The sequence below is a fragment of the Kitasatospora sp. NPDC023385 genome (assembly GCF_055664045.1).
On sequence record NZ_JBVOOL010000004.1, the window covers coordinates 159532 to 177199 of the forward strand.

The following is a 17668-nucleotide window of genomic DNA, read 5'->3' on the forward strand; positions in this document are numbered from 1 at the left end:
GCGGTGCCGGGAGGACGACCCCGGACCGGCGGTCGAGCCTGCCGGTCCGGGGCCGGGGCTGGCCGAAGGGTCAGAACCTGCCCTGGTTCAGCGCGTTCTGCAGGGCCGAGATGGTGGCCGGCCCGAACTGGCCGTCGACGGTGAGGCCGGCGCCGGTGGCGTTGAGGAAGGTCTGCAGCGCCTTGTAGGTCGCGGGGCCGGGGTCGCCGTCCTCGACGAGTCCGGCGTTCCCCCACACGTTGAGGTGGTGTTGCAGCGACCGCTTGGAGTCGGGCCCCCACTGGCCGTCCGGGGTGGAGCCGCAGACCCGCTGGACCGCCATGATGGTCAGGGTGCCGAACTGGCCGTCGACGGTGAGGCCGGCGCCGTCGTCGATGTACGCGAAGTACGCGGACTCGGTGGCCGGGCCCCACTGGCCGTCGGCCGTGGTGCCGACCTTGCCCTGCAGCCAGCGCACACCGGCGGCGGTCAGCGGCCCCCAGTCGCCGTCGACGGCCAGCGCCGGGCTGTAGCCCAGGTCGTTGACCGCCTGCTGCTGGCGCGCCACCGACCGCACGGACGTCATGGCGCCGCCGGACGAGCCACCGCCCGCGTTCGCCGTGAACGCCGCCTCGGTGCCGGGCCCCCACAGGCCGTCGGCCGTGACGCCGACCTTGCCCTGCAGCCAGCGCACACCCGCGTCCGTCAGCGGCCCCCAGGCGCCGTCGACGGCCAGCGCCGGGCTGTAGCCCAGGCTGTTGACCGCCTGCTGCTGGGCGGAGACCGACCGCACCTGGGTCATGCCGCCGCCGCTCGCGCCGCTGGAGTCGGTGGGCGGCGGGGTGTAGTCCGAGCTCGCCCACTCCAGCGGGCGGACCTGCGCCGGCATGCCGTTCTGGACCCAGGCGCGCAGCTGCGCCCCCGGGCAGTCGGTGGAGTTGCCGGGGAGCATGCCGTGGTAGGTCTTGTCGAGGACGTGGCCGGCCATGTCGCAGGCCTTCTCGTACATCGACCGGATCGCGGACAGCGCGATGTCGGTGGCGTCCCCGCTCTCCCCGATGAAGCAGACGCCGATGTGGGTGGTGTTGGCCCCGTAGGCGTGCGCTCCCTGGAGGTACCAGCCGCGGCCCTCGAAGATCCGGCCGCTGGTGTCGACCAGGAAGTTGTAGCCGATGTCGGACCAGCCGTTGGAGTCCATGTGGTAGTTCTGGATCGACCGGAGCGTCTGCGTGGTCGGCCCGTCCGAGTAGTGCACGGTGAACCCGGTGCGGGCGCCGATGTCCACCGGCGTGATGTCCTTCGCCGGGCGGGCACCCCACTGGCTGCGGGTGTACATAAACAGCGTGTCGGAGTCGGGGCCGCCGCCGGTGCCCGCGCCGGGCACGATGAAGTCGCCCCGCTGGACGTACGGGTAGAGCTTTCCTGGGCAGTCCGTGTGGGACTTCGTGCGGACGTCGCAGTGTCCGGCGATCCGGATGCCCGCGTCCTTCTCCTGCTGTAGGTAGCCGCACAGGGCCTTGATGCCCGCGGCCATTTCCGGCGTCACCTCGTCGTCGGAGCCGATCAGGCCCATCACGGCGTAGAAGTCGCTGTTGGCGCCGGGCATTTCGGCGCCGTTGGCGGCGGACCGGTGGCCGAGTCCTCGTCCCTCGTATATGCCACCGTGCTTGCAGACCACGAAGTTGTACGGGATGTCGTCGTACTCGGGTTCCTTCTTGCCGGCTTCGACCAGGATGTCGTCGACGAGGTCGTAGTTCATCGCGTCGTCCTGGATCTTCTGGACCAGCCCGGCGCACTGGCTGTGGGGATCGACGGTCTTGTGCCCGGCGCCCTCGTGGTGGATGACGATGCCGCCGTTCCACGGGGTGAAGGGAAGCTGGTCGACCTTCTTGGGCGCCTTGGCGCCCCATTCACTGCGCGAGATGATGGTGACCATCTGGTTCTCCGGATTTCGTGCTGGGCTTGCTGATACGGCGGGCGTCGAACTACGTCGGTGGGCGTGTCACGCGGCCCCGATGACGCCCCCGTCCGTCCGCTGGATCACGAGCACGGCCGAGCGCGGCCGCCCGGCTGCGTCGTGGTCCGGCCAGTTGCTGACCACGCGGGGATCGTCCTGGGTGGGCGTGCCCCAGGCGAGGGTGTGCTCGCCCGGGTGCTGGACGTTGACGAACATGGTGCGGCGGTCCGGGGTGGTGACCGCGCCGGCGATCTCGGCGCCGCGCGGGCCGGTCAGGAAGCGGCGGATCTCGCCGGTGGCCGGGTCGGCGGCCAGCATCGCGTTGTTGCCCAGGTGCTCGTGGCCGGTCTCCGCCCGGTTCTGGTCGTAGGCGGAGATGCCGGTCCCGATCCACAGCCGGCCGTCGGCGTCGGACCACAGGTTCTTCGGCGAGGCGAACGTGCCGGCGGCGTCCAGGTGGACCTGGCGGTCGTGGGCCGGGTCGCCGGCGAGCACGAAGACGTCCCAGTGGAAGCCGGTCGCCCGGCCGTCGTTCTGACCGGCGTCCCCGTCCTCCCGCCACCGGACGATGTGTCCGTACGGGTTCTCGGCGCGGGGGCTGACCTTGGCCCGGTGGGAGTTCGGACCGACACCGCAGTGGCCGAGGCCCGGGCTGTTCGCGAGCGCGCAGAAGGCCGTCCCGTCGGGGCGGACCGAGGTCTGCTGAGGCCGGTCCAGCGGGGTGGCCCCGAGCGAGTCCGCCGCCTGCCGGGCCCGCAGCAGCACGTCGGCCTGGTCGGCCCAACCGTTGGCGACGGTCAGCGGGCCCTGGCCGTGGGTCAGCGGCAGCCAGCGGCCGGTGCCGTCGTCCTCGAACCGGGCGACGTACAGGGTGCCGTGGTCCAGCGGGCTGCGGCCCTGGGAGCGCAGCCGCCACCAGCTGTCCGAACCGACGAACTTGTAGAGGTAGCCGCCGTTCTCGTCGTCGCCGCTGTAGACGACGACCCGGCCGGCGGACTCGGTCACGCTCGCCCCGACGTGCTGGAAGCGGCCCAGCGCGGTGCGCTTCACGGGCGGCGCCTGCGGGTTGCCCGGGTCGATCTCCACCACCCAGCCGTACCGGTTGGCCTCGTTGCCGTTCGCCGCGAGGTCGAAGCGTGCGTCGGCGCGGTGCCAGCCGTAGCCGTCGCCGCGGGCGCTGATGCCGGCCCGCTTCTGCGCGCGCGTCGGCCGCCACGTCTTGTTGTCGGTGCCGAAGTACCCGGCGACGTTCCGCTCGCCGGCCAGGAACGTGCCCCACGGGGTCACCCCGTGCGCGCCGGTGCCGAGCGTGCCCGCGACGGGCGTGCCCGTCCGCAGGGCCGGGTGGTCGGAGTCCAGCGGTCCGGAGAAGGAGACGGGCGTGGCACCGGTGACGCGCACGTTGCGCGGGGAGTCGGCGAGCTGCCAGGTGCCGCCGGTGCGGCGCACCTCCAGCAAGCTGACGCCGTGCGCGGCGAGCGCCTTGGCGACCTGCTCCTTCGTGACCGTCGTGTTCGTGCCCGTCGTGCCGCCGCGGCCGTACAGGAGGGCGGCGTCGGTGGACTCGTGGGTGAGGACCAGCGTGCCGCGGTTGCCGTCGGTGCCCGGGAAGAAGTGCAGTCCGGCGTGGTGGGAGCCGACCTGCTCGGCCTGCTCCGCCGCGGTGTTGCCGCCGTCGGCGCGCCACTTCGGGCCGCTGTCGCGCACGGCCTGCCCCCACGGCGCGAGCACCTGCACGGAGTACCCGGCGGGCACGGCCACGGTGTCGGCGCTGCTCGGCGGTACGGCGGTGAAGCCGAGCAGGTTCGGCGCTGGACGGTCGGAGCCCGGCTGTGCGGCGGAGGCGGGGGATGCGGACAGGCCGAGGAAGGCGGCGAGGGCGACGGTGCCGCCGGTCAGGGCCTGACGGCGGGACAGGCCGGCGGCCACCACGTCGGCGAACGTGCGGCCGGGTGCTGCCTCCGGATGCGGAGCGTGCTGATCTGGCATGGTTGCCACCTAGGGAAGTCGGCCCGCCGGGGCGGGGTACGGGACTGAAGAGGACCGGCTGCACACGCCGCCTCGCGCGGTTGCGAGGCGTACGGCGGCAGCCGGCCGGGCCGGAGCGCAAGGAGTGCCGGCGGGCTCGCGGCTCCGAATCCAGATCGAGTTCGGCCCCCGCAGGATGCTGAGCCCGTCTCAAACGTCGGGGCCCCTCGTTCTGAGACGCCTTGAGACAGCGGGGACGGGAACCGGCTGCGGGTCGACGGGCATCGTGGAACCGGAATCCGGCGATCTGCGTTTTCCGGAACGACCGAGGAGCACGTGGAGGCGGCATGCAGTCAGCGCGGGAGCGGCGGAGTGTCTGGGTGTGGGTGGCGGCCGCGCTGGTCCTGGCCACGAGCGGCACACTCGTCGGCAACAGCCGCATCCTGGCGGCCTGGCGGTTCTGCCTGAGCCAGGACCACGAGCCGGACCCGAACCTGGCGATGGCCACGGTGTCCGGGTGGGCCGTCATGCTCGGTGCGCTCCTGGCGCTCGGCGCACTGCTGGGCCGCCTGCCGAGGGGGCGCCGGTACCGCTTGCCGGCCCTGCTCGCCGCCGCGGTCGTGCTGAGCTGGCTCTACGTCGCCGGGATGGGAACGCCCGCATCGCCCGGACCCGGGCAGCCGCCGGAATCCGTGTGCCGGGTCCTGCCGCCCTTCCCCTTCACGGGCTGAGCCGCCTGGGCGACGGTGGGGTCGAAGCTGTCGAAGCCGTCGAGGCGGCTTCGACACGCCGCACATGAGGGACGGGTTCAGCAGGTGAGCTCGTTCCACGGGGTGGCCCAGAAGTCCAGCGCGTACCAGGTCTTCGGGCCGACGATGCCGTCGGCCTGGAGCTTGGCGCACCCCTGGAACTTCTTCACCGCGGCCAGGGTCCGGTCGCCGAACTGCCCGTCGACGCCCAGGTTGAAGGGGGCGGAGAAGGAGCTGGAGGACGCGTTCAGTTCGCACTGCAACGCCTTGACCTCGTCACCGGCGTCGCCGTAGCTCAGCTCCGCCTCGCTCTTGCTGTACGCGCCGCAGTCCGAGGTTTCGGCCGAGGCGCTGCCGGCGGTGGCCAGACCGAATCCGGCGGCCAGGGCGGTGGCGATGACGACAGCAGCGAGCTTGTTGCGCAAGGTCATTCCTTCGGTACAGGTGGTCGGGCGTACGTGGTCGGGCCGGATCAGCAGAGGTAGTTCGCCGCGGTGTCGATGTCGCTCTGGTAGTCCAGTGCGGCCCAGGTCTTCGGGCCGACGATGCCGTCGGCCTGGAGGCCGGCGCAGCCCTGGAACCTCTTCACGATGGAGCGGGTGTTGTTGCCGAAGATCCCGTCCACCTGCAGACCGGCGCCGCGCACGCTGTAGTTGAGCTCGCACTGCAGCGCCTTGACTTCCGGGCCGCTGTCGCCGTAGCCCACCTCCGCCTCGTCGGCGCTGCTGTAGCCGTAGGAGCTGCACACGGCGGGGGTGGCGGCGGACGCGGTGGTGGCGGTGCCGACTCCGAGGCCGGTGAACACGACGGCTCCCGCGACGATGGCAGCGAGCTTGGTACGCATGGGCGTTCTCCTTCAGGTGGGGCGGGTGGGACAGGTCGGGCGAGGAGCGTCGGGCCCCGCGTGGGTGACGGCAGCCGTCACCCACGCGGGGCCCGTGCGGTCAGGAGGACACGTGGTACCAGTAGCCGCCGGTGCGCAGGCCGACGTAGTGGACGTCGGTGCCGGTCTCCTTCGCCTCGACCATCATGTCCGCGCCGGTGGCGGGGTCGGGGCCGGCGTAGAGCACGACGTGCACGGTGTTGTGCGCGTCCGTGCCGAAGTACTCGACGTCGCCGGGCCGGCGCTGGGACTCGGTGATCGGGGTGAGGTGCTTGTCCAGGGTCTGCTCGGTGGTGTCACCGCCGTTGGCGAGGTCGATGCCGGCGCCGAACCAGAAGGCCGCGCGGACCAGGCCCGAGCAGTCCAGGCCGGCGGTGGTGGCGGCCGGGCAGGGCTGGATCGAGCCGGTGTAGCCGTCGCAGGTGCCGAGCGACGGGCCGGGGCCCTCGCCGCGCAGCGAGTGGCCGCCGCCCCACACGTACGGGACGCCCAGGTAGGACTTCGCCGCGGCCAGGACCTTGGCGGGGTCGACGGTGCCGCTGGGCAGCGGGGTGGGGGTGCTGGTGTAGAGGGCGTTCTTGGTGGCCGTGCCGACGGTCCCGTTGACGGTCAGGGCGTGCGCGGCCTGGAAGTTGCGCACGGCCGTGTCGGTGGCCGGCCCGAACTGCCCGTCCACGGTGAGGCGGCCCGCGTTGAATCTGTTGAGCATCGTCTGCAGGGTGGTGACGCAGGCACCGGTGGCGCCCTTCTGCAGGTCGCCGCACTGGGTGCGCAGGTCCACCGTGCCGGAGGCGGCGGCCGCCGCCGCGTCGAGCGCCGACTTGGTGGCCGGGCCGACGATGCCGTCGGCGCTCAGGGTGTGCGCGGCCTGGAAGTTGCGCACGGCGGTGCCGGTGGCCGGCCCGAACTGCCCGTCCACGGTGAGGGCCGCGCCGGTCACGTTGAGCTCCAGCTGGAGCTGGGTGACGCAGCCGTCGGCCTCACCCTGCTGGAGGTCGGCCGGGCAGGCCGGGGAGGTGAGGGGTACCGGGGCCGGCGCGGTCGCGGCGGTCGCGGTCGAGGCGGTGTACGCGCCGACGCCCGTCAGTACGGCCGCGAGGGCCAGGCCCAGCGACAACCGGCGCCGGGCGGGGAGGAGGGTGCTCACAGAAGGGTCTCCGGATCCATGATGGGGCGCCAGGGGAACAGAGTGCTCCACCCTCGGCGCGCGAGGTGCTCGACGGGCGGGTGCTACTCGAACAGCCCCGAGTCGCTGGGCACGTACGTGAAGCAGTAGCCGGACTTCCCGCCGTAGTACTGGTCGCCGCGGTACAGGATGTTGTCGCCGGTGAACTGGCCGACGATGCCGTCCGGTTGCACGTGGACGAAGGTCTGGAACCACAGGACCTGGTCCTTGGTCCGCGGGCCCCAGGCACCGTCCTCGTCGACGGTCGCCCGGTTGTTCTGCCGGGCGACGTCGTTGATCAGGTGCTGGACGCACCAGACGCCGTGGGTGTTGTTGGGCTGGTTGTCGCCGATGTAGGCGGCGGCGTCGGAGGCGCTGGCGGGGCCGGCCAGGGTGAGCACGGCGGCACCCGCGACGGCGGCCGCGGTGGCGGCCTTGGCGATACGGGACTTGAGGCTCACGGAGTGTCCCTCTCGGGGAGTGGTCTCGGGTGTCGGCCCATGATCACCGGGCCGTGGCAGAACTGTGACTGACTCCGCCGTCCGTCTGGAAGGCGGTTTGACGTCCCATCGGCCATGGAGACGCGTCCCACGGCCCTGACCTGGGATGTGAGACGCGTTTCCATTTTGGGCGTGAGACCGCTGTGACGGGATGCGCCCTCCGGTCCCCGGGGGCCTTGCCGGTTGCGTCCGGTGGCGGGGTGCGCTGCGCGTGTTCGGACCACGCTGTCCGACGGATGGATGCCGTTCGCGCGCTCCGACTCCGGAGACCACTAAAACGCCGGGCGATCCCGTGTGAGGGATCGCCCGGCATTATCGTGCGTGGGCGGCTCGAGCGTGTCAGCCCTGCCGGTCGGAGCCGGGTTCAGACGCCGTTCAGACGCCGTTGAGGCGCTCGGAGACGGTGCGGAGGATCGCGGGCTGGTGGTGGACCAGGTAGAAGTGGCCGCCGTCGTAGATGTCGAGGGAGAAGGCGCCGGTGGTGTGGCCGGACCAGGCGGCCGCCTCGTCCTCGGTGACCATCGGGTCCTCGGTGCCGATGAGGACGTGTACCGGACAGTTCAGCTTGGGGCCGGGCCGGTACCGGTAGGTCTCGGCCGCCTTGTAGTCGTTCCGGATGGCGGGCAGCGCCATCCGCAGCAGCTCTTCGTCGCCGAGGACCTGTTCGTCGGTGCCGCTGAGTTCCCGGAGCTTCGCGATCAGTTCGCGGTCGTCGCCGAGGTGGACGGTGCCGCCCTGGCGGTGCCGGGAGGGGGCGGGCCGGGCCGAGACGAAGAGTGCGCTCGGCACCGTGCCGGACTCCTCGAAGCGGCGGGCCAGTTCGAAGGCGAGGCTGGCGCCCATGCTGTGGCCGAAGAACGCCACCGGGCCGTCCGTGGTTCGCCGGAGCACGGGGAGGAGCTGGTCGGCGAGCTCGTCGATCGACTCGACCAGCGGCTCCGAGCGGCGGTCCTGCCGACCCGGGTACTGGACCGCCACCACGTCACAGCGGGGGGCCAGTGCGCGGGACATGGGGAAGTAGAAGGTGGCGCTGCCGCCCGCGTGCGGGAGGCAGACGAGGGTCGGGGCGCCGGGCTCGGCCTGGTGGTAGCGGCGTATCCAGAGCTGGTCGGTGGTGACGGTGCTCGTCATGGGTGGTGCTGTCCTTCCGTGGTGCGCCTCGCCGGCGCGGGTGCTGCGGATCTGCGGTGCTACGGTGCTTGGGTGCTGCGGACCTGCGGGTCCGGGACCGTCAGCGCGGGTCCTCGGCGGCGATCTCCGCGTACCGGTCGCGGAGTTCGGCCAGGATCGGGTGATCCGTCGCAAAAGGTACGGTGCCGATGGCGGAGATCGGCCGGACGCCGACGGCGGCGTTCGTGGCGAACGCCGCCTCCATGGACGGGAGCTGGTCCAGCGTCACGGTCCGGGAGATGCAGCGGTCGTGGACGCCGGTCAGCAGCGCCTCGGTCACGCCGGGCAGGTGCTCCGCCCGCGGCCAGACCACCTGGCGGCCGTCGAAGAAGCCCACGTTCCAGGTGGCGCCCTCGGAGATCCCCAGCTCGTCGATGTGGAACAACGCGTCGTCGAAGCCGTCGAGTTGTGCGGCGCGGCGCAGGTGCAGGCTGTCGAAGAGCCCGGTGTGCTTCACCCCGGCGACCTGGCGCAGGTGCCGGACGGGCTGGACGCGCATCGGCCCCTGCGGAACCTCCGGTGCGGGACGCATGGTGACGAGGATCCGCGGGTTGGCGGGGCCAGCCGGGTGAGGGAGACTCAGATCCGGGTCGAAGACAGTGATCCGGGCGACGACATCGACGATGTCGGCGACATTATCGGCCGTCAGATCCATTGCGCGGCGCAGTTCCTGGCGGACCTGATCCATGTTCAGTTCGGTACCGAACACGGTTCGGCAGTCGCGCGCCAGCCGCGCGAAATGCAGCGCGAGTCCGCGTATTGCGCCGCCCTCGATGCGCATGGTCGTGAAATGGCCGTAACCGATCAGTGCGAGCGACGTGATCTCGTCGACGCCCAACTGTCGCCCGTCGAGCTCTTCCATGGCGCACAGTGTTCCACCTGCGAGGTTGCCCGACGATAGTGATGATCATCACCCTCCGGTAAGGCATTGTCGCAGGCGGTGGGCATCTGGCAGGATCACGACCGCTCGCCGGTGAAAAAACCGTCACCGGCTTCGGCGCAAATCAGACTGGAACCGGGGGGCCGTCAGTTGATGGAGGAGTTCGAGCGCGCAGCCGAGGAAGCGGGTTTCGTTCTCGACGCCTCGCAGACCGCCGCGGCCGGGCGGCTTTCCGCGCTCGCCGCCGAGTTGTCCGGCCGACGCCGCTTCTTCGGTGGAAAGCCGCCGCGCGGCGTCTACGTGTGGGGGCCGGTCGGACGCGGCAAGAGCTGGCTGACCGGGGTCTTCTACGAGGCGCTGCCGGTGCGGAACAAGCGCCGGGTGCACTTCCACGAGTTCTTCCGGGAGTTCCACGCCGTCTACGCCCGGCACCGCAAGGAGCGCAACGCCTGCGACCTGGCCGTCGCCGAGCTGCTGAGCGACTGCCGGCTGCTGTTCTTCGACGAGTTCCACGTGCACGACCCGGGCGACGCCATGATGATGGGCCGCGTCCTGACCTCGCTGTTCGACCAGAAGGTCACCCTGGTGACCACCTCGAACTACCCGCCCGACGGCCTGCTGCCGAACCCGGTCTACCACCACATGTTCGAGCCGACCATCAAGCTGCTCGAGGGCAACCTGGACGTCCTGGAGGTCGCGGGCCCGCAGGACTACCGGGCGGGGAGCACCGCCGGGGAGGCCCGTTCGCAGTTCCAGCGCGGGGCCTACATCTGGCCCGGCACCGAGGAGCAGCTGCGCGAGGCCGGACTCGAACCGCCGGCCGACGGCGAGCGGCAGCACATCGACATCGGCGGCCGGGACCTGGTGGCCCGCGCCGTGCGCGACGACCTCGTCTGGTTCGACTTCCACGAGCTGTGTGACGAACGCACCTCGACCATCGACTACCTGGGCCTGGCCGACCGGTTCGGCACCTGGGTGCTGTCCGGGCTGCCGCAGCTGACGGCCGGCAGCAGGGACGCGGCGCAGCGCTTCGCCAACCTGGTCGACGTCCTGTGCGACCGGGACGCGAAGCTCTACCTCGTCGCCGACGGCCCCCTGGCGGACTGCCTGCGGGGCGACGCCCTGCCCATCGACATCAACCGGACCGCCAGTCGCCTCATGCTCCTTCCGGGCTCCGCCACGCCGGGTGCGACGCAGGCGACCAGACAGGCGTGAACGAGGGCCGGACGGCGGTCCGAGGCCGCCGTCCGGCCGTGGCGATTCCCGTAGGAGGAGCAAGACCATGGCGGCTGAAGAGAAGCTGCGCGACTACCTGAAGCGGGCTACCGCCGAGCTTCGCAACGTCCGACAGCAGCTCCAGGAGGCGGAGGACTCCGCCCACGAACCCATCGCGATCGTCGGGATGAGCTGCCGGTACCCGGGCGGGGTCGGTTCGCCGGAGGACCTGTGGCGACTGGTCGCCGACGGCACCGACGCGATATCGCCCTTCCCGACCGACCGCGGCTGGGACACCGAGGGCATCTACGACCCGGACCCGGAGCGGGCCGGACACACCTACACCCGGGACGGCGGCTTCCTGCGCGGCGTGACCGGGTTCGACGCCGAGTTCTTCGGCATCAACCGGCGCGAGGCCCTCGCCATGGACCCGCAGCAGCGGCTCCTGCTGGAGACCGCGTGGGAGGCCGTGGAGCGCGCCGGCATCGACGCGGCGACGCTGCGCGGCAGCCGCACCGGGGTCTTCGCCGCGGTGATGTACCACGACTACGAGGGCCTGCTCGAAGGCCAGGACGAGCTCGCCGGCTACGTCATCAACGGCAGCGCCGGCAGCATCGCCTCCGGGCGCATCGCCTACACCTTCGGCTTCGAGGGCCCGGCGCTGACCGTCGACACCGCCTGCTCGTCCTCCCTCGTCACCCTGCACCTCGCCGCGCAGGCGCTGCGGCGGGGCGAGTGCACCCTGGCCCTTGCCGGCGGGGCCACCGTGATGTCGACGCCCGCCTCGTTCATCGAGTTCAGCCGCCAGCGCTCGCTCGCCCCCGATGGCCGCTGCAAGGCCTTCTCGGCCGCGGCCGACGGCACCGGCTGGGGCGAGGGCGTCGGCATGCTGCTGCTGGAACGGCTCTCCGACGCCCGGCGCAACGGCCACCCCGTCCTCGCGGTGGTCCGGGGATCGGCGGTGAACCAGGACGGCGCGAGCAACGGCCTCACGGCGCCCAACGGCCCCTCCCAGCAGCGGGTGATCCGCCAGGCGCTGGAGAACGCCCGCCTGCGCTCCGACGAGGTCGACGCCGTCGAGGCGCACGGCACGGGCACCTCCCTCGGTGACCCGATCGAGGCCCAGTCCCTGCTCGCCACCTACGGGCAGGAGCGCGCCTCGGACCAGTACCTGTGGCTCGGCTCCCTCAAGTCGAACATCGGCCACAGCCAGGCCGCCGCGGGCGTCGGCGGCATCATCAAGATGGTCATGGCGATGCGGCACGGCGTCCTGCCGAAGTCCCTGCACTCCGCCGAGCCGACCGGGCACGTCGACTGGTCCTCCGGTGCCGTCCGGCTGCTCACCGAAGCCAGGCCCTGGCCGGAGACCGGCCGGCCCCGGCGCGCCGCCGTGTCGTCCTTCGGGATCAGCGGCACCAACGCGCACGCGATCCTCGAACAGGAACCGCCGGCCGTCGAGGAGTCGGCACCCGCTCCCGAGGAGGCGCCGCCGGCCACGCTGCCCGTCCTCCTCGCGGCGCCGCCGGTGATCCCGCTGCTGCTGTCCGGCAGGTCCGCGGACGCCCTCCGGGCGCAGGCCGAGCGGCTGCGGGAGCGCATCGAGGCGGAGCCGTCCGCCGACCCGGCGGACATCGCGGCCGCGCTGCTGCACAACCGCTCCTCCTTCGAGCACCGGGCAGTGGTCTTCGGCCGCGACCGGCACTCCCTGCTGCGGGAGTTGACCGCCCTCGCCGAGGCCGCCCCGACCGTGCCGCGGGGAACCGCCCCGGCCGGCGCCCGACCGGTGTTCGTGTTCCCCGGCCAGGGTTCGCAGTGGACCGGCATGGCGCTCGAACTCCTCGACGCCTCCCCGGTCTTCGCCGCGCGCATCGCGGAGTGCGACCGGGCGTTCGCCCCGTACCTCGACTGGTCGCTGACCGAGGTGCTGCGCGGGGTCGAGGGCACGCCGTCCCTCGACCGGGTGGACGTGCTCCAGCCCGCGCTGTTCGCCGTGATGCTGGGACTCGCGGACGTGTGGCGGGCCTGCGGGGTCCGGCCCGCCGCGGTCGTCGGCCACAGCCAGGGCGAGGTGGCCGCCGCGGTGGTGGCCGGCGCGCTCTCGCTGCCCGACGCCGCCCGGATCGTGGCCCTGCGCAGCCAGGCCCTGCTCGAACTGTCGGGCACCAGCGGCATGCTGTCGGTCTCGCTCTCGGCCCAGGCGGTCGAGGAGCGGCTGCGGCCGTGGGGCACGCAGCTCTCCGTCGCGGCCGTCAACGGTCCGCACTCCGTGGTGGTCTCGGGCGACAGCGGCGCACTCGACGAGTTCCGCCTCGCCCTGGAGGCCGACGGGACGTGGGTCCGGCGCATCCCGGGCGTGGACACGCCCGGGCACTCGGCCCGCATCGACGAGGTCCGTGAGCGGATGCTGGCCGCCCTCGCCGACACCGCGCCGAGCGCCTCGGACGTCCCGTTCTACTCCACCGTCACCGGCGGCCTGCTCGGCACCGACGAGCTCGACGCCGGGTACTGGTACCGCAACATGCGCCAGACCGTGCAGCTGGAGCCCGCGACGCGCGCGCTCGTCGCCGACGGCTACGCGCACTTCCTGGAGATCAGCCCGCACCCCGTCCTGCACGTCGGGATCCGGGAGACCTGCGAGGCGGCCGGCGGCCAGGCCTTCCTGGGGGAGACGCTGCGCCGCACCGACGGCGGTCCGCAGCGGCTGCTCACGTCGCTCGCCCAGGCCTGGATTCACGGCCTCGCACCGGACTGGAGCGTCGTCCTCGGCGACCGCCGGCCGCAGCCGGTCGAGCTGCCCACCTACCCGTTCCAGCGGGTGCGCCTGTGGCCGGAGGCCCGGCAGGGCCGGACGGACGCCGACTCGCTCGGCCTGCGCAACGCCGACAACCCGCTGCTCGGTGCCGGCGTGCCGCTGCCGGAGACGGACGGCTTCCTCTTCACCGGGCGCCTGTCCCGCGGCAGCCACGCCTGGCTCGCCGACCACGCGCTCGCCGGCACCGTGCTGCTGCCGGGTACGGCCTTCCTCGAACTCGCCCTCCACGCGGGCCGCCTGCTCGACTGCGGACAGGTCGACGAGCTGCTGCTGGAGAACCCGCTGCTGCTGCCCGAACAGGGCGGCGTCCAGGTGCAGTTGACGGTCGCCGCACCCGACGACTCGGGCCGCCGCACGGTGCAGGTGTACGCCCGCCCGGACGAGCCGGACGCCTTCGCCGTCGGCGAGCCGTGGACCCGGCACGCCACCGGCGTCCTCGCCCCCGCGGCTCCCATCACCCCCGTGCCGCTGGGCAGCTGGCCGCCCGAGGGCGCAACCGAGCTCGAAGTCGGCGACGTCTACGAGCGCTTCGCGGCGGCCGGATTCGAGTACGGCCCGGCCTTCCGGGGGATCCGGGCGGCCTGGCGCCGCGGCGACGAGGTCTTCGCCGAGGTCGCGCTGCCCGACCAGCTCCGGGCCGGTGCCCAGGGGTTCGGGATCCACCCGGCGCTGCTAGACGCGGTGCTGCAGACCATCCCGCTGGGTGCACTGGCCGGCGCGGACGGCGGCATCGAGCACGGCCGGATGCCGTTCGCCTGGCACGGCGTCTCGCTGCACGCCGCCGGTGCGGCCGCGCTGCGGGTCCGGCTCGCCCCGGCGGGCGAGGAGGCCGTCACGATCCGGGTCGCCGACCAGTCCGGACTGCCGGTGGCGACCGTCAAGTCCCTGGCGCTGCGCCCGGTGAAGACGGAACAGCTCGCGGCGGCGGTGCGACGGGCCGACTCGCTCTTCCGGCTGACCTGGGAGCGGCTCGCCGCCCCCCGGGCCGTGCCGCAGGCGTGGACCGTGCTCGGCCCGGACACCCCGGGCCCGGAGGGTGCCGAACGGCTGGACGGTTTCGCGCAGTTGCGCGCGGCGCTCGATGCGGGCAGCGGTGCGGGAACCGACGTCCCCGCCGACGTCCCCGCCGTCGTGCTGGCCTCGGTCGGGGCGACCGAGGTGCGCGCCGCGGCCGCCGCCGCCCTGGAGCTCCTCCAGGCCTGGCTCGCCGAGCCACGGCTGGCGGGCTCGCGGCTGGTGCTGGTCACCCGGGGCGCCGTCGCGCTCCCCGGCGACCCGGCACCCGACCTCGCCCAGGCCGCCGTGCTGGGCCTGCTCCGTTCCGCCCAGTCGGAGAACCCGGGCCGCTTCACGGTGGTCGACACGGACGGCGACCAGGCCTCGCGCCGGGCGCTGGCCGCGGCCCTGGCGGCCGACGAGCCGCAGCTCGCGCTGCGCAAGGGCGAGCTCCACGCGCCCCGGCTGGCCCGCGCGGCCCGCGCGGAGCCGGCCGGTGCGGCGTTCGCCCCGGACGGCACGGTGCTGGTGACCGGCGGCACCGGCGCGCTGGGCCGCGCCGTCGCCCGCAGCCTGGTCGCCGACCACGGCGTACGGCGGCTGCTGCTGGTCAGCCGGAGCGGGGGAGCGGCCGGCGGGCTCCAGGACGAACTCGCTGCCCTGGGCGCCTCGGTGACCGTCGCCGCCTGCGACGTCGCCGATCGCGAGGCCCTGGCCGCGCTGCTGGACTCCGTCCCGCGGGAGCACCCGCTGACCGGCGTGGTGCACACGGCCGCGGTCCTCGACGACGGGATCGTGCAGTCGCTCACCGCGGAGCAGTTCGACACGGTGCTGCGTCCGAAGGTGGACGCGGCGGTGCACCTGGACGAGCTGACCAGGAGCGCGGATCTCGCGGCCTTCGTGCTCTTCTCCTCGGCCGCCGCCCTGTTCGGCGCCCCGGGGCAGGGCAACTACTCCGCCGCCAACGCCGTCCTGGACGCCCTCGCACAGCGCCGCCGCGCCGAGGGCCGGCCCGCGGTGTCCCTCGCCTGGGGGCTGTGGGCCGAGTCGAGCGGCATGACCGGCCACCTGGACGGCGCGGGCATCGCCCGCATCGAACGGGACGGGCTGCAGGCGCTGTCGACCGCGGAGGGCCTGGAGCTGTTCGCCGGCGCGCTCGGGCACGAGGAGGCGGTGCTCGTACCGTTCCGGGTGGACCTCCGGCAGCTGCGTGCGCAGGCGCCCGGCGGCGTCGTTCCGCACCTGTTCCGGGCGCTGCTCCCGGCGCCGGTGCGCCGTGACGCCGCCGTCGCGGTGGCCGAGGCGTCGCTGCCGCGGCAGCTCGCCGCCGTGCCGGCGGCCGAACGCGGGCGGATCCTGGCCGACCTGGTCCGCACGAACGCCGCCGCGGTGCTAGGCCTGGCCGACGGGCAACTGGTCGACGAGAGCCGCGGGTTCTTCGACCTGGGGCTCGACTCGCTCACCGCGGTGCAGCTGCGCAACCGGCTGGGCGCCGCGGTCGGGGTGACCCTGCCCACCACCCTCGTCTTCGACCACCCGACGCCGACGGCGCTGAGCGACTACCTGCTGGCGGAGCTGGCGATCGAGGAGGCGCCGGTTCCGCTCATCGGCGAGCTGGACGGGATCGAGACGGCGCTGCGGGCCGTGGTCGCGGACGGTGACGAGGAGGTGCGCGGGAAGCTGTACGAGCGCCTCCAGGAGCTCGCGCGGATCTGCGCGGCTCCCGCGGCCACCGGTGCGGACGCCGGCTCCGGCGGGGGCCTGGAGGCGGCCTCGGCGGACGACATCTTCGCGTTCATCCAGCAGGAGTTCGGCAAGGCCTGACCGAGGCCTGCGGGCTGCGGCGGAAATGCGGCAAGGCCGTTGGTCTCCGATCCGGACACCAACGGCCTTGCCGGACAAGCTGTCAGTTCTTGTGCAGGCGCACCGGCAGGCTTTCCAGGCCCTGCATCATGAAGCTCTTCCGCCACTTCAGTTCGGAGTCCGGGACGGCCAGCTCGAGGTCGGGGAACCGGCCCAGCAGGTGGCGGAGGGCGATCTCCATCTCCAGGCGGGCCAGCGGGGCGCCGACGCAGTAGTGGATGCCGTGCCCGAAGCCCAGGTGCCCGGCGGTGGACCGGGTGACGTCGAGCTGGTGGGGACAGCCGAACTGGGCCCCGTCCCGGTTCGCCGCGCCCAGCAGGACGGAGACGTACTCACCGGTGCCGACCGTCACGCCGCCGAGCTCGAACGGCTCGGTGGCGTAGCGCAGCGTCGCGCGGTTGCCGGGGCCCTCGTAGCGGAGGAACTCCTCGTTGGCGGCCGGGATTCCGCTCGGATCGCGGCGCAGGGCCGCGAGCTGCTCCGGGTGGTTGAGCAGGGCCCGCAGACCGTGGCCGATCATGTTGACCGTGGTCTCGTAGCCGGCCACCACGAGCAGGAACACGGTGGAGACCAGCTCGAGGTCGGAGAGCTTGTCCTCCTCGTCCCTGGCGTGGATGAGCGCGCCGACCAGGTCGTCGGCCGGCTGGGCGCGCTTGAGCTGGACCATCTCCCCGATGTGCTGGCCGAACCGGGCCATGTTCGGGCCCGCGTTCTCGTTGTCGTTGGACATGATCGCGGAGGTGAGCCCGACCAGGACCGGGAAGTGCTCCTCGCGGATGCCGAGCAGATGCCCGAGCACCCGGACGGGGAACTGCGCCGTGTACTCCTCGACCAGGTCGACGACGCCGCCCTCGGCGGCGGCCTTCAGCTCGGCGGCGTCCAGGAGTTCGGTGCTGATGGCCTCGATGACCGGCTCGAGCTTCTTCACGCTGCGGGCCGTCAGGGCCCGGTTCACGAGCTTGCGCAGCCGGGTGTGGTCCGGCGGGTCCATGTTGAGCATGTGCCGGCCCACCGAGCTGTGCTCCAGGCGCGGCGTGCCGCCCTCGGACATCTCCCGGTCGAAGTATCCGAGTTGGACCGAGGTGTCGATGTCCTTGGACAGCGCCGGGTGCGAGAGCGCGATGCGCGCCTCCTCGTAGTTGACGACGGCCCAGACCTTCAGGCCGCTCGGTAGCAGCATCCGGTGCACCGACCCCGTGCTCTGCAGGGCGTCATAGGCCGGATACGGGTTGCTCAGAAACTCCTCGTCCATGATCGGCAGGGACACGGAAACTCCTTGAATCAGGGAACTTGTGGATTTCGCAAATGTCCGGTGTGTGATGCGGCCACCGGGAACGATTGGCGAGCGTACAGGTCGGGCGACGGAACTGACAGTGGGTAACGCCGTCGGCCGCTATTTCTGACGTGACGTCATATTTCCCGGTGGGGGTGAGAATACTGGCCGGTGTGACGCTCGCAACAAGGCCATTGATCTGGCCTTCCCTCTCCTATATCGTCGCCGACGAAAGATCATCAGCTCTACGCGATGCTG

11 protein-coding genes and 1 pseudogene are annotated in these 17668 nt (G+C 72.6%); 3 read left to right on the forward strand and 9 right to left on the reverse strand.

The annotated features are described in order from the left end of the window. Nucleotides 1–70: 70 nt before the first annotated feature. Together AC0B61_RS08820 and AC0B61_RS08825 are read right to left on the reverse strand one after the other, a co-directional pair. Nucleotides 71–1915, reverse strand: coding sequence for a peptidoglycan recognition protein family protein (locus AC0B61_RS08820; RefSeq protein ID WP_471739913.1), 1845 nt, complete (start codon nt 1913–1915; stop codon nt 71–73). 66 nt (nt 1916–1981) lie between these two features. Continuing rightward, nucleotides 1982–3925 carry a PhoX family protein gene (locus tag AC0B61_RS08825; RefSeq protein ID WP_471739914.1) on the reverse strand — a complete coding sequence of 648 codons (1944 nt, stop codon included), beginning with the start codon at nt 3923–3925 and terminating at the stop codon, nt 1982–1984. A 326-nt stretch (nt 3926–4251) separates the two neighbouring features. On the opposite strand from AC0B61_RS08825, the gene AC0B61_RS08830 reads away from it, so the two are divergent. After that, nucleotides 4252–4635 carry a hypothetical protein gene (locus AC0B61_RS08830; RefSeq protein ID WP_471739915.1) on the forward strand — a complete coding sequence of 128 codons (384 nt, stop codon included), beginning with the start codon at nt 4252–4254 and terminating at the stop codon, nt 4633–4635. A 77-nt stretch (nt 4636–4712) separates the two neighbouring features. On the opposite strand, the gene AC0B61_RS08835 is transcribed toward AC0B61_RS08830, so the two are convergent. The 6 genes from AC0B61_RS08835 to AC0B61_RS08860 all read right to left on the reverse strand — a co-directional run bounded on the left by AC0B61_RS08835 (nt 4713) and on the right by AC0B61_RS08860 (nt 9233). Next, the gene (locus tag AC0B61_RS08835) at nt 4713–5078 is read right to left on the reverse strand and encodes a peptidoglycan-binding domain-containing protein (protein ID WP_471739916.1); all 366 of its coding nucleotides are present in this window, start codon (nt 5076–5078) and stop codon (nt 4713–4715) included. A gap of 47 nt (nt 5079–5125) precedes the next feature. Next, a complete protein-coding gene (locus AC0B61_RS08840; protein WP_471739917.1) occupies nt 5126–5497 on the reverse strand; it encodes a peptidoglycan-binding domain-containing protein in 372 nt (123 codons plus the stop codon). Between the two features lie 100 nt (nt 5498–5597). Beyond that, nucleotides 5598–6683, reverse strand: a complete 1086-nt coding sequence (locus AC0B61_RS08845) for a peptidoglycan-binding protein (RefSeq protein ID WP_471739918.1) — start codon at nt 6681–6683, stop codon at nt 5598–5600. Nucleotides 6684–6766: 83 nt separating this feature from the next. After that, entirely contained in the window at nt 6767–7162 is a 396-nt protein-coding gene (locus AC0B61_RS08850; protein ID WP_471739919.1) for a peptidoglycan-binding domain-containing protein, read from the reverse strand. Nucleotides 7163–7576: 414 nt separating this feature from the next. Further along, nucleotides 7577–8332 (reverse strand): thioesterase II family protein, encoded by a 756-nt coding sequence (locus AC0B61_RS08855; protein ID WP_471739920.1) that lies wholly within the window; start codon nt 8330–8332, stop codon nt 7577–7579. Between the two features lie 100 nt (nt 8333–8432). Beyond that, nucleotides 8433–9233 (reverse strand): aminotransferase class IV, encoded by an 801-nt coding sequence (locus AC0B61_RS08860; RefSeq protein WP_471739921.1) that lies wholly within the window; start codon nt 9231–9233, stop codon nt 8433–8435. A 171-nt stretch (nt 9234–9404) separates the two neighbouring features. Between AC0B61_RS08860 and zapE the strand changes: the two genes are divergently transcribed. Further along, nucleotides 9405–10466 (forward strand): cell division protein ZapE, encoded by a 1062-nt coding sequence (gene zapE, locus AC0B61_RS08865; protein ID WP_471739922.1) that lies wholly within the window; start codon nt 9405–9407, stop codon nt 10464–10466. 70 nt (nt 10467–10536) lie between these two features. After that, a pseudogene (locus AC0B61_RS08870) lies at nt 10537–16098 on the forward strand (type I polyketide synthase); the annotation flags it as partial. An 82-nt stretch (nt 16099–16180) separates the two neighbouring features. On the opposite strand, the gene AC0B61_RS08875 reads toward AC0B61_RS08870, so the two are convergent. After that, a complete protein-coding gene (locus AC0B61_RS08875; protein ID WP_471739923.1) occupies nt 16181–17404 on the reverse strand; it encodes a cytochrome P450 family protein in 1224 nt (407 codons plus the stop codon). Between the last annotated feature and the right edge of the window lie 264 nt (nt 17405–17668).

Coding starts and splice junctions, on each gene's coding strand:
- AC0B61_RS08820 (WP_471739913.1), bottom strand. CDS start 1,915: ATGGTCACCATCATCTCGCGCAGTGAATGGGGCGCCAAGGCGCCCAAG.
- AC0B61_RS08825 (WP_471739914.1), bottom strand. CDS start 3,925: ATGCCAGATCAGCACGCTCCGCATCCGGAGGCAGCACCCGGCCGCACG.
- AC0B61_RS08830 (WP_471739915.1), top strand. CDS start 4,252: ATGCAGTCAGCGCGGGAGCGGCGGAGTGTCTGGGTGTGGGTGGCGGCC.
- AC0B61_RS08840 (WP_471739917.1), bottom strand. CDS start 5,497: ATGCGTACCAAGCTCGCTGCCATCGTCGCGGGAGCCGTCGTGTTCACC.
- AC0B61_RS08855 (WP_471739920.1), bottom strand. CDS start 8,332: ATGACGAGCACCGTCACCACCGACCAGCTCTGGATACGCCGCTACCAC.
- AC0B61_RS08860 (WP_471739921.1), bottom strand. CDS start 9,233: ATGGAAGAGCTCGACGGGCGACAGTTGGGCGTCGACGAGATCACGTCG.
- zapE (WP_471739922.1), top strand. CDS start 9,405: ATGGAGGAGTTCGAGCGCGCAGCCGAGGAAGCGGGTTTCGTTCTCGAC.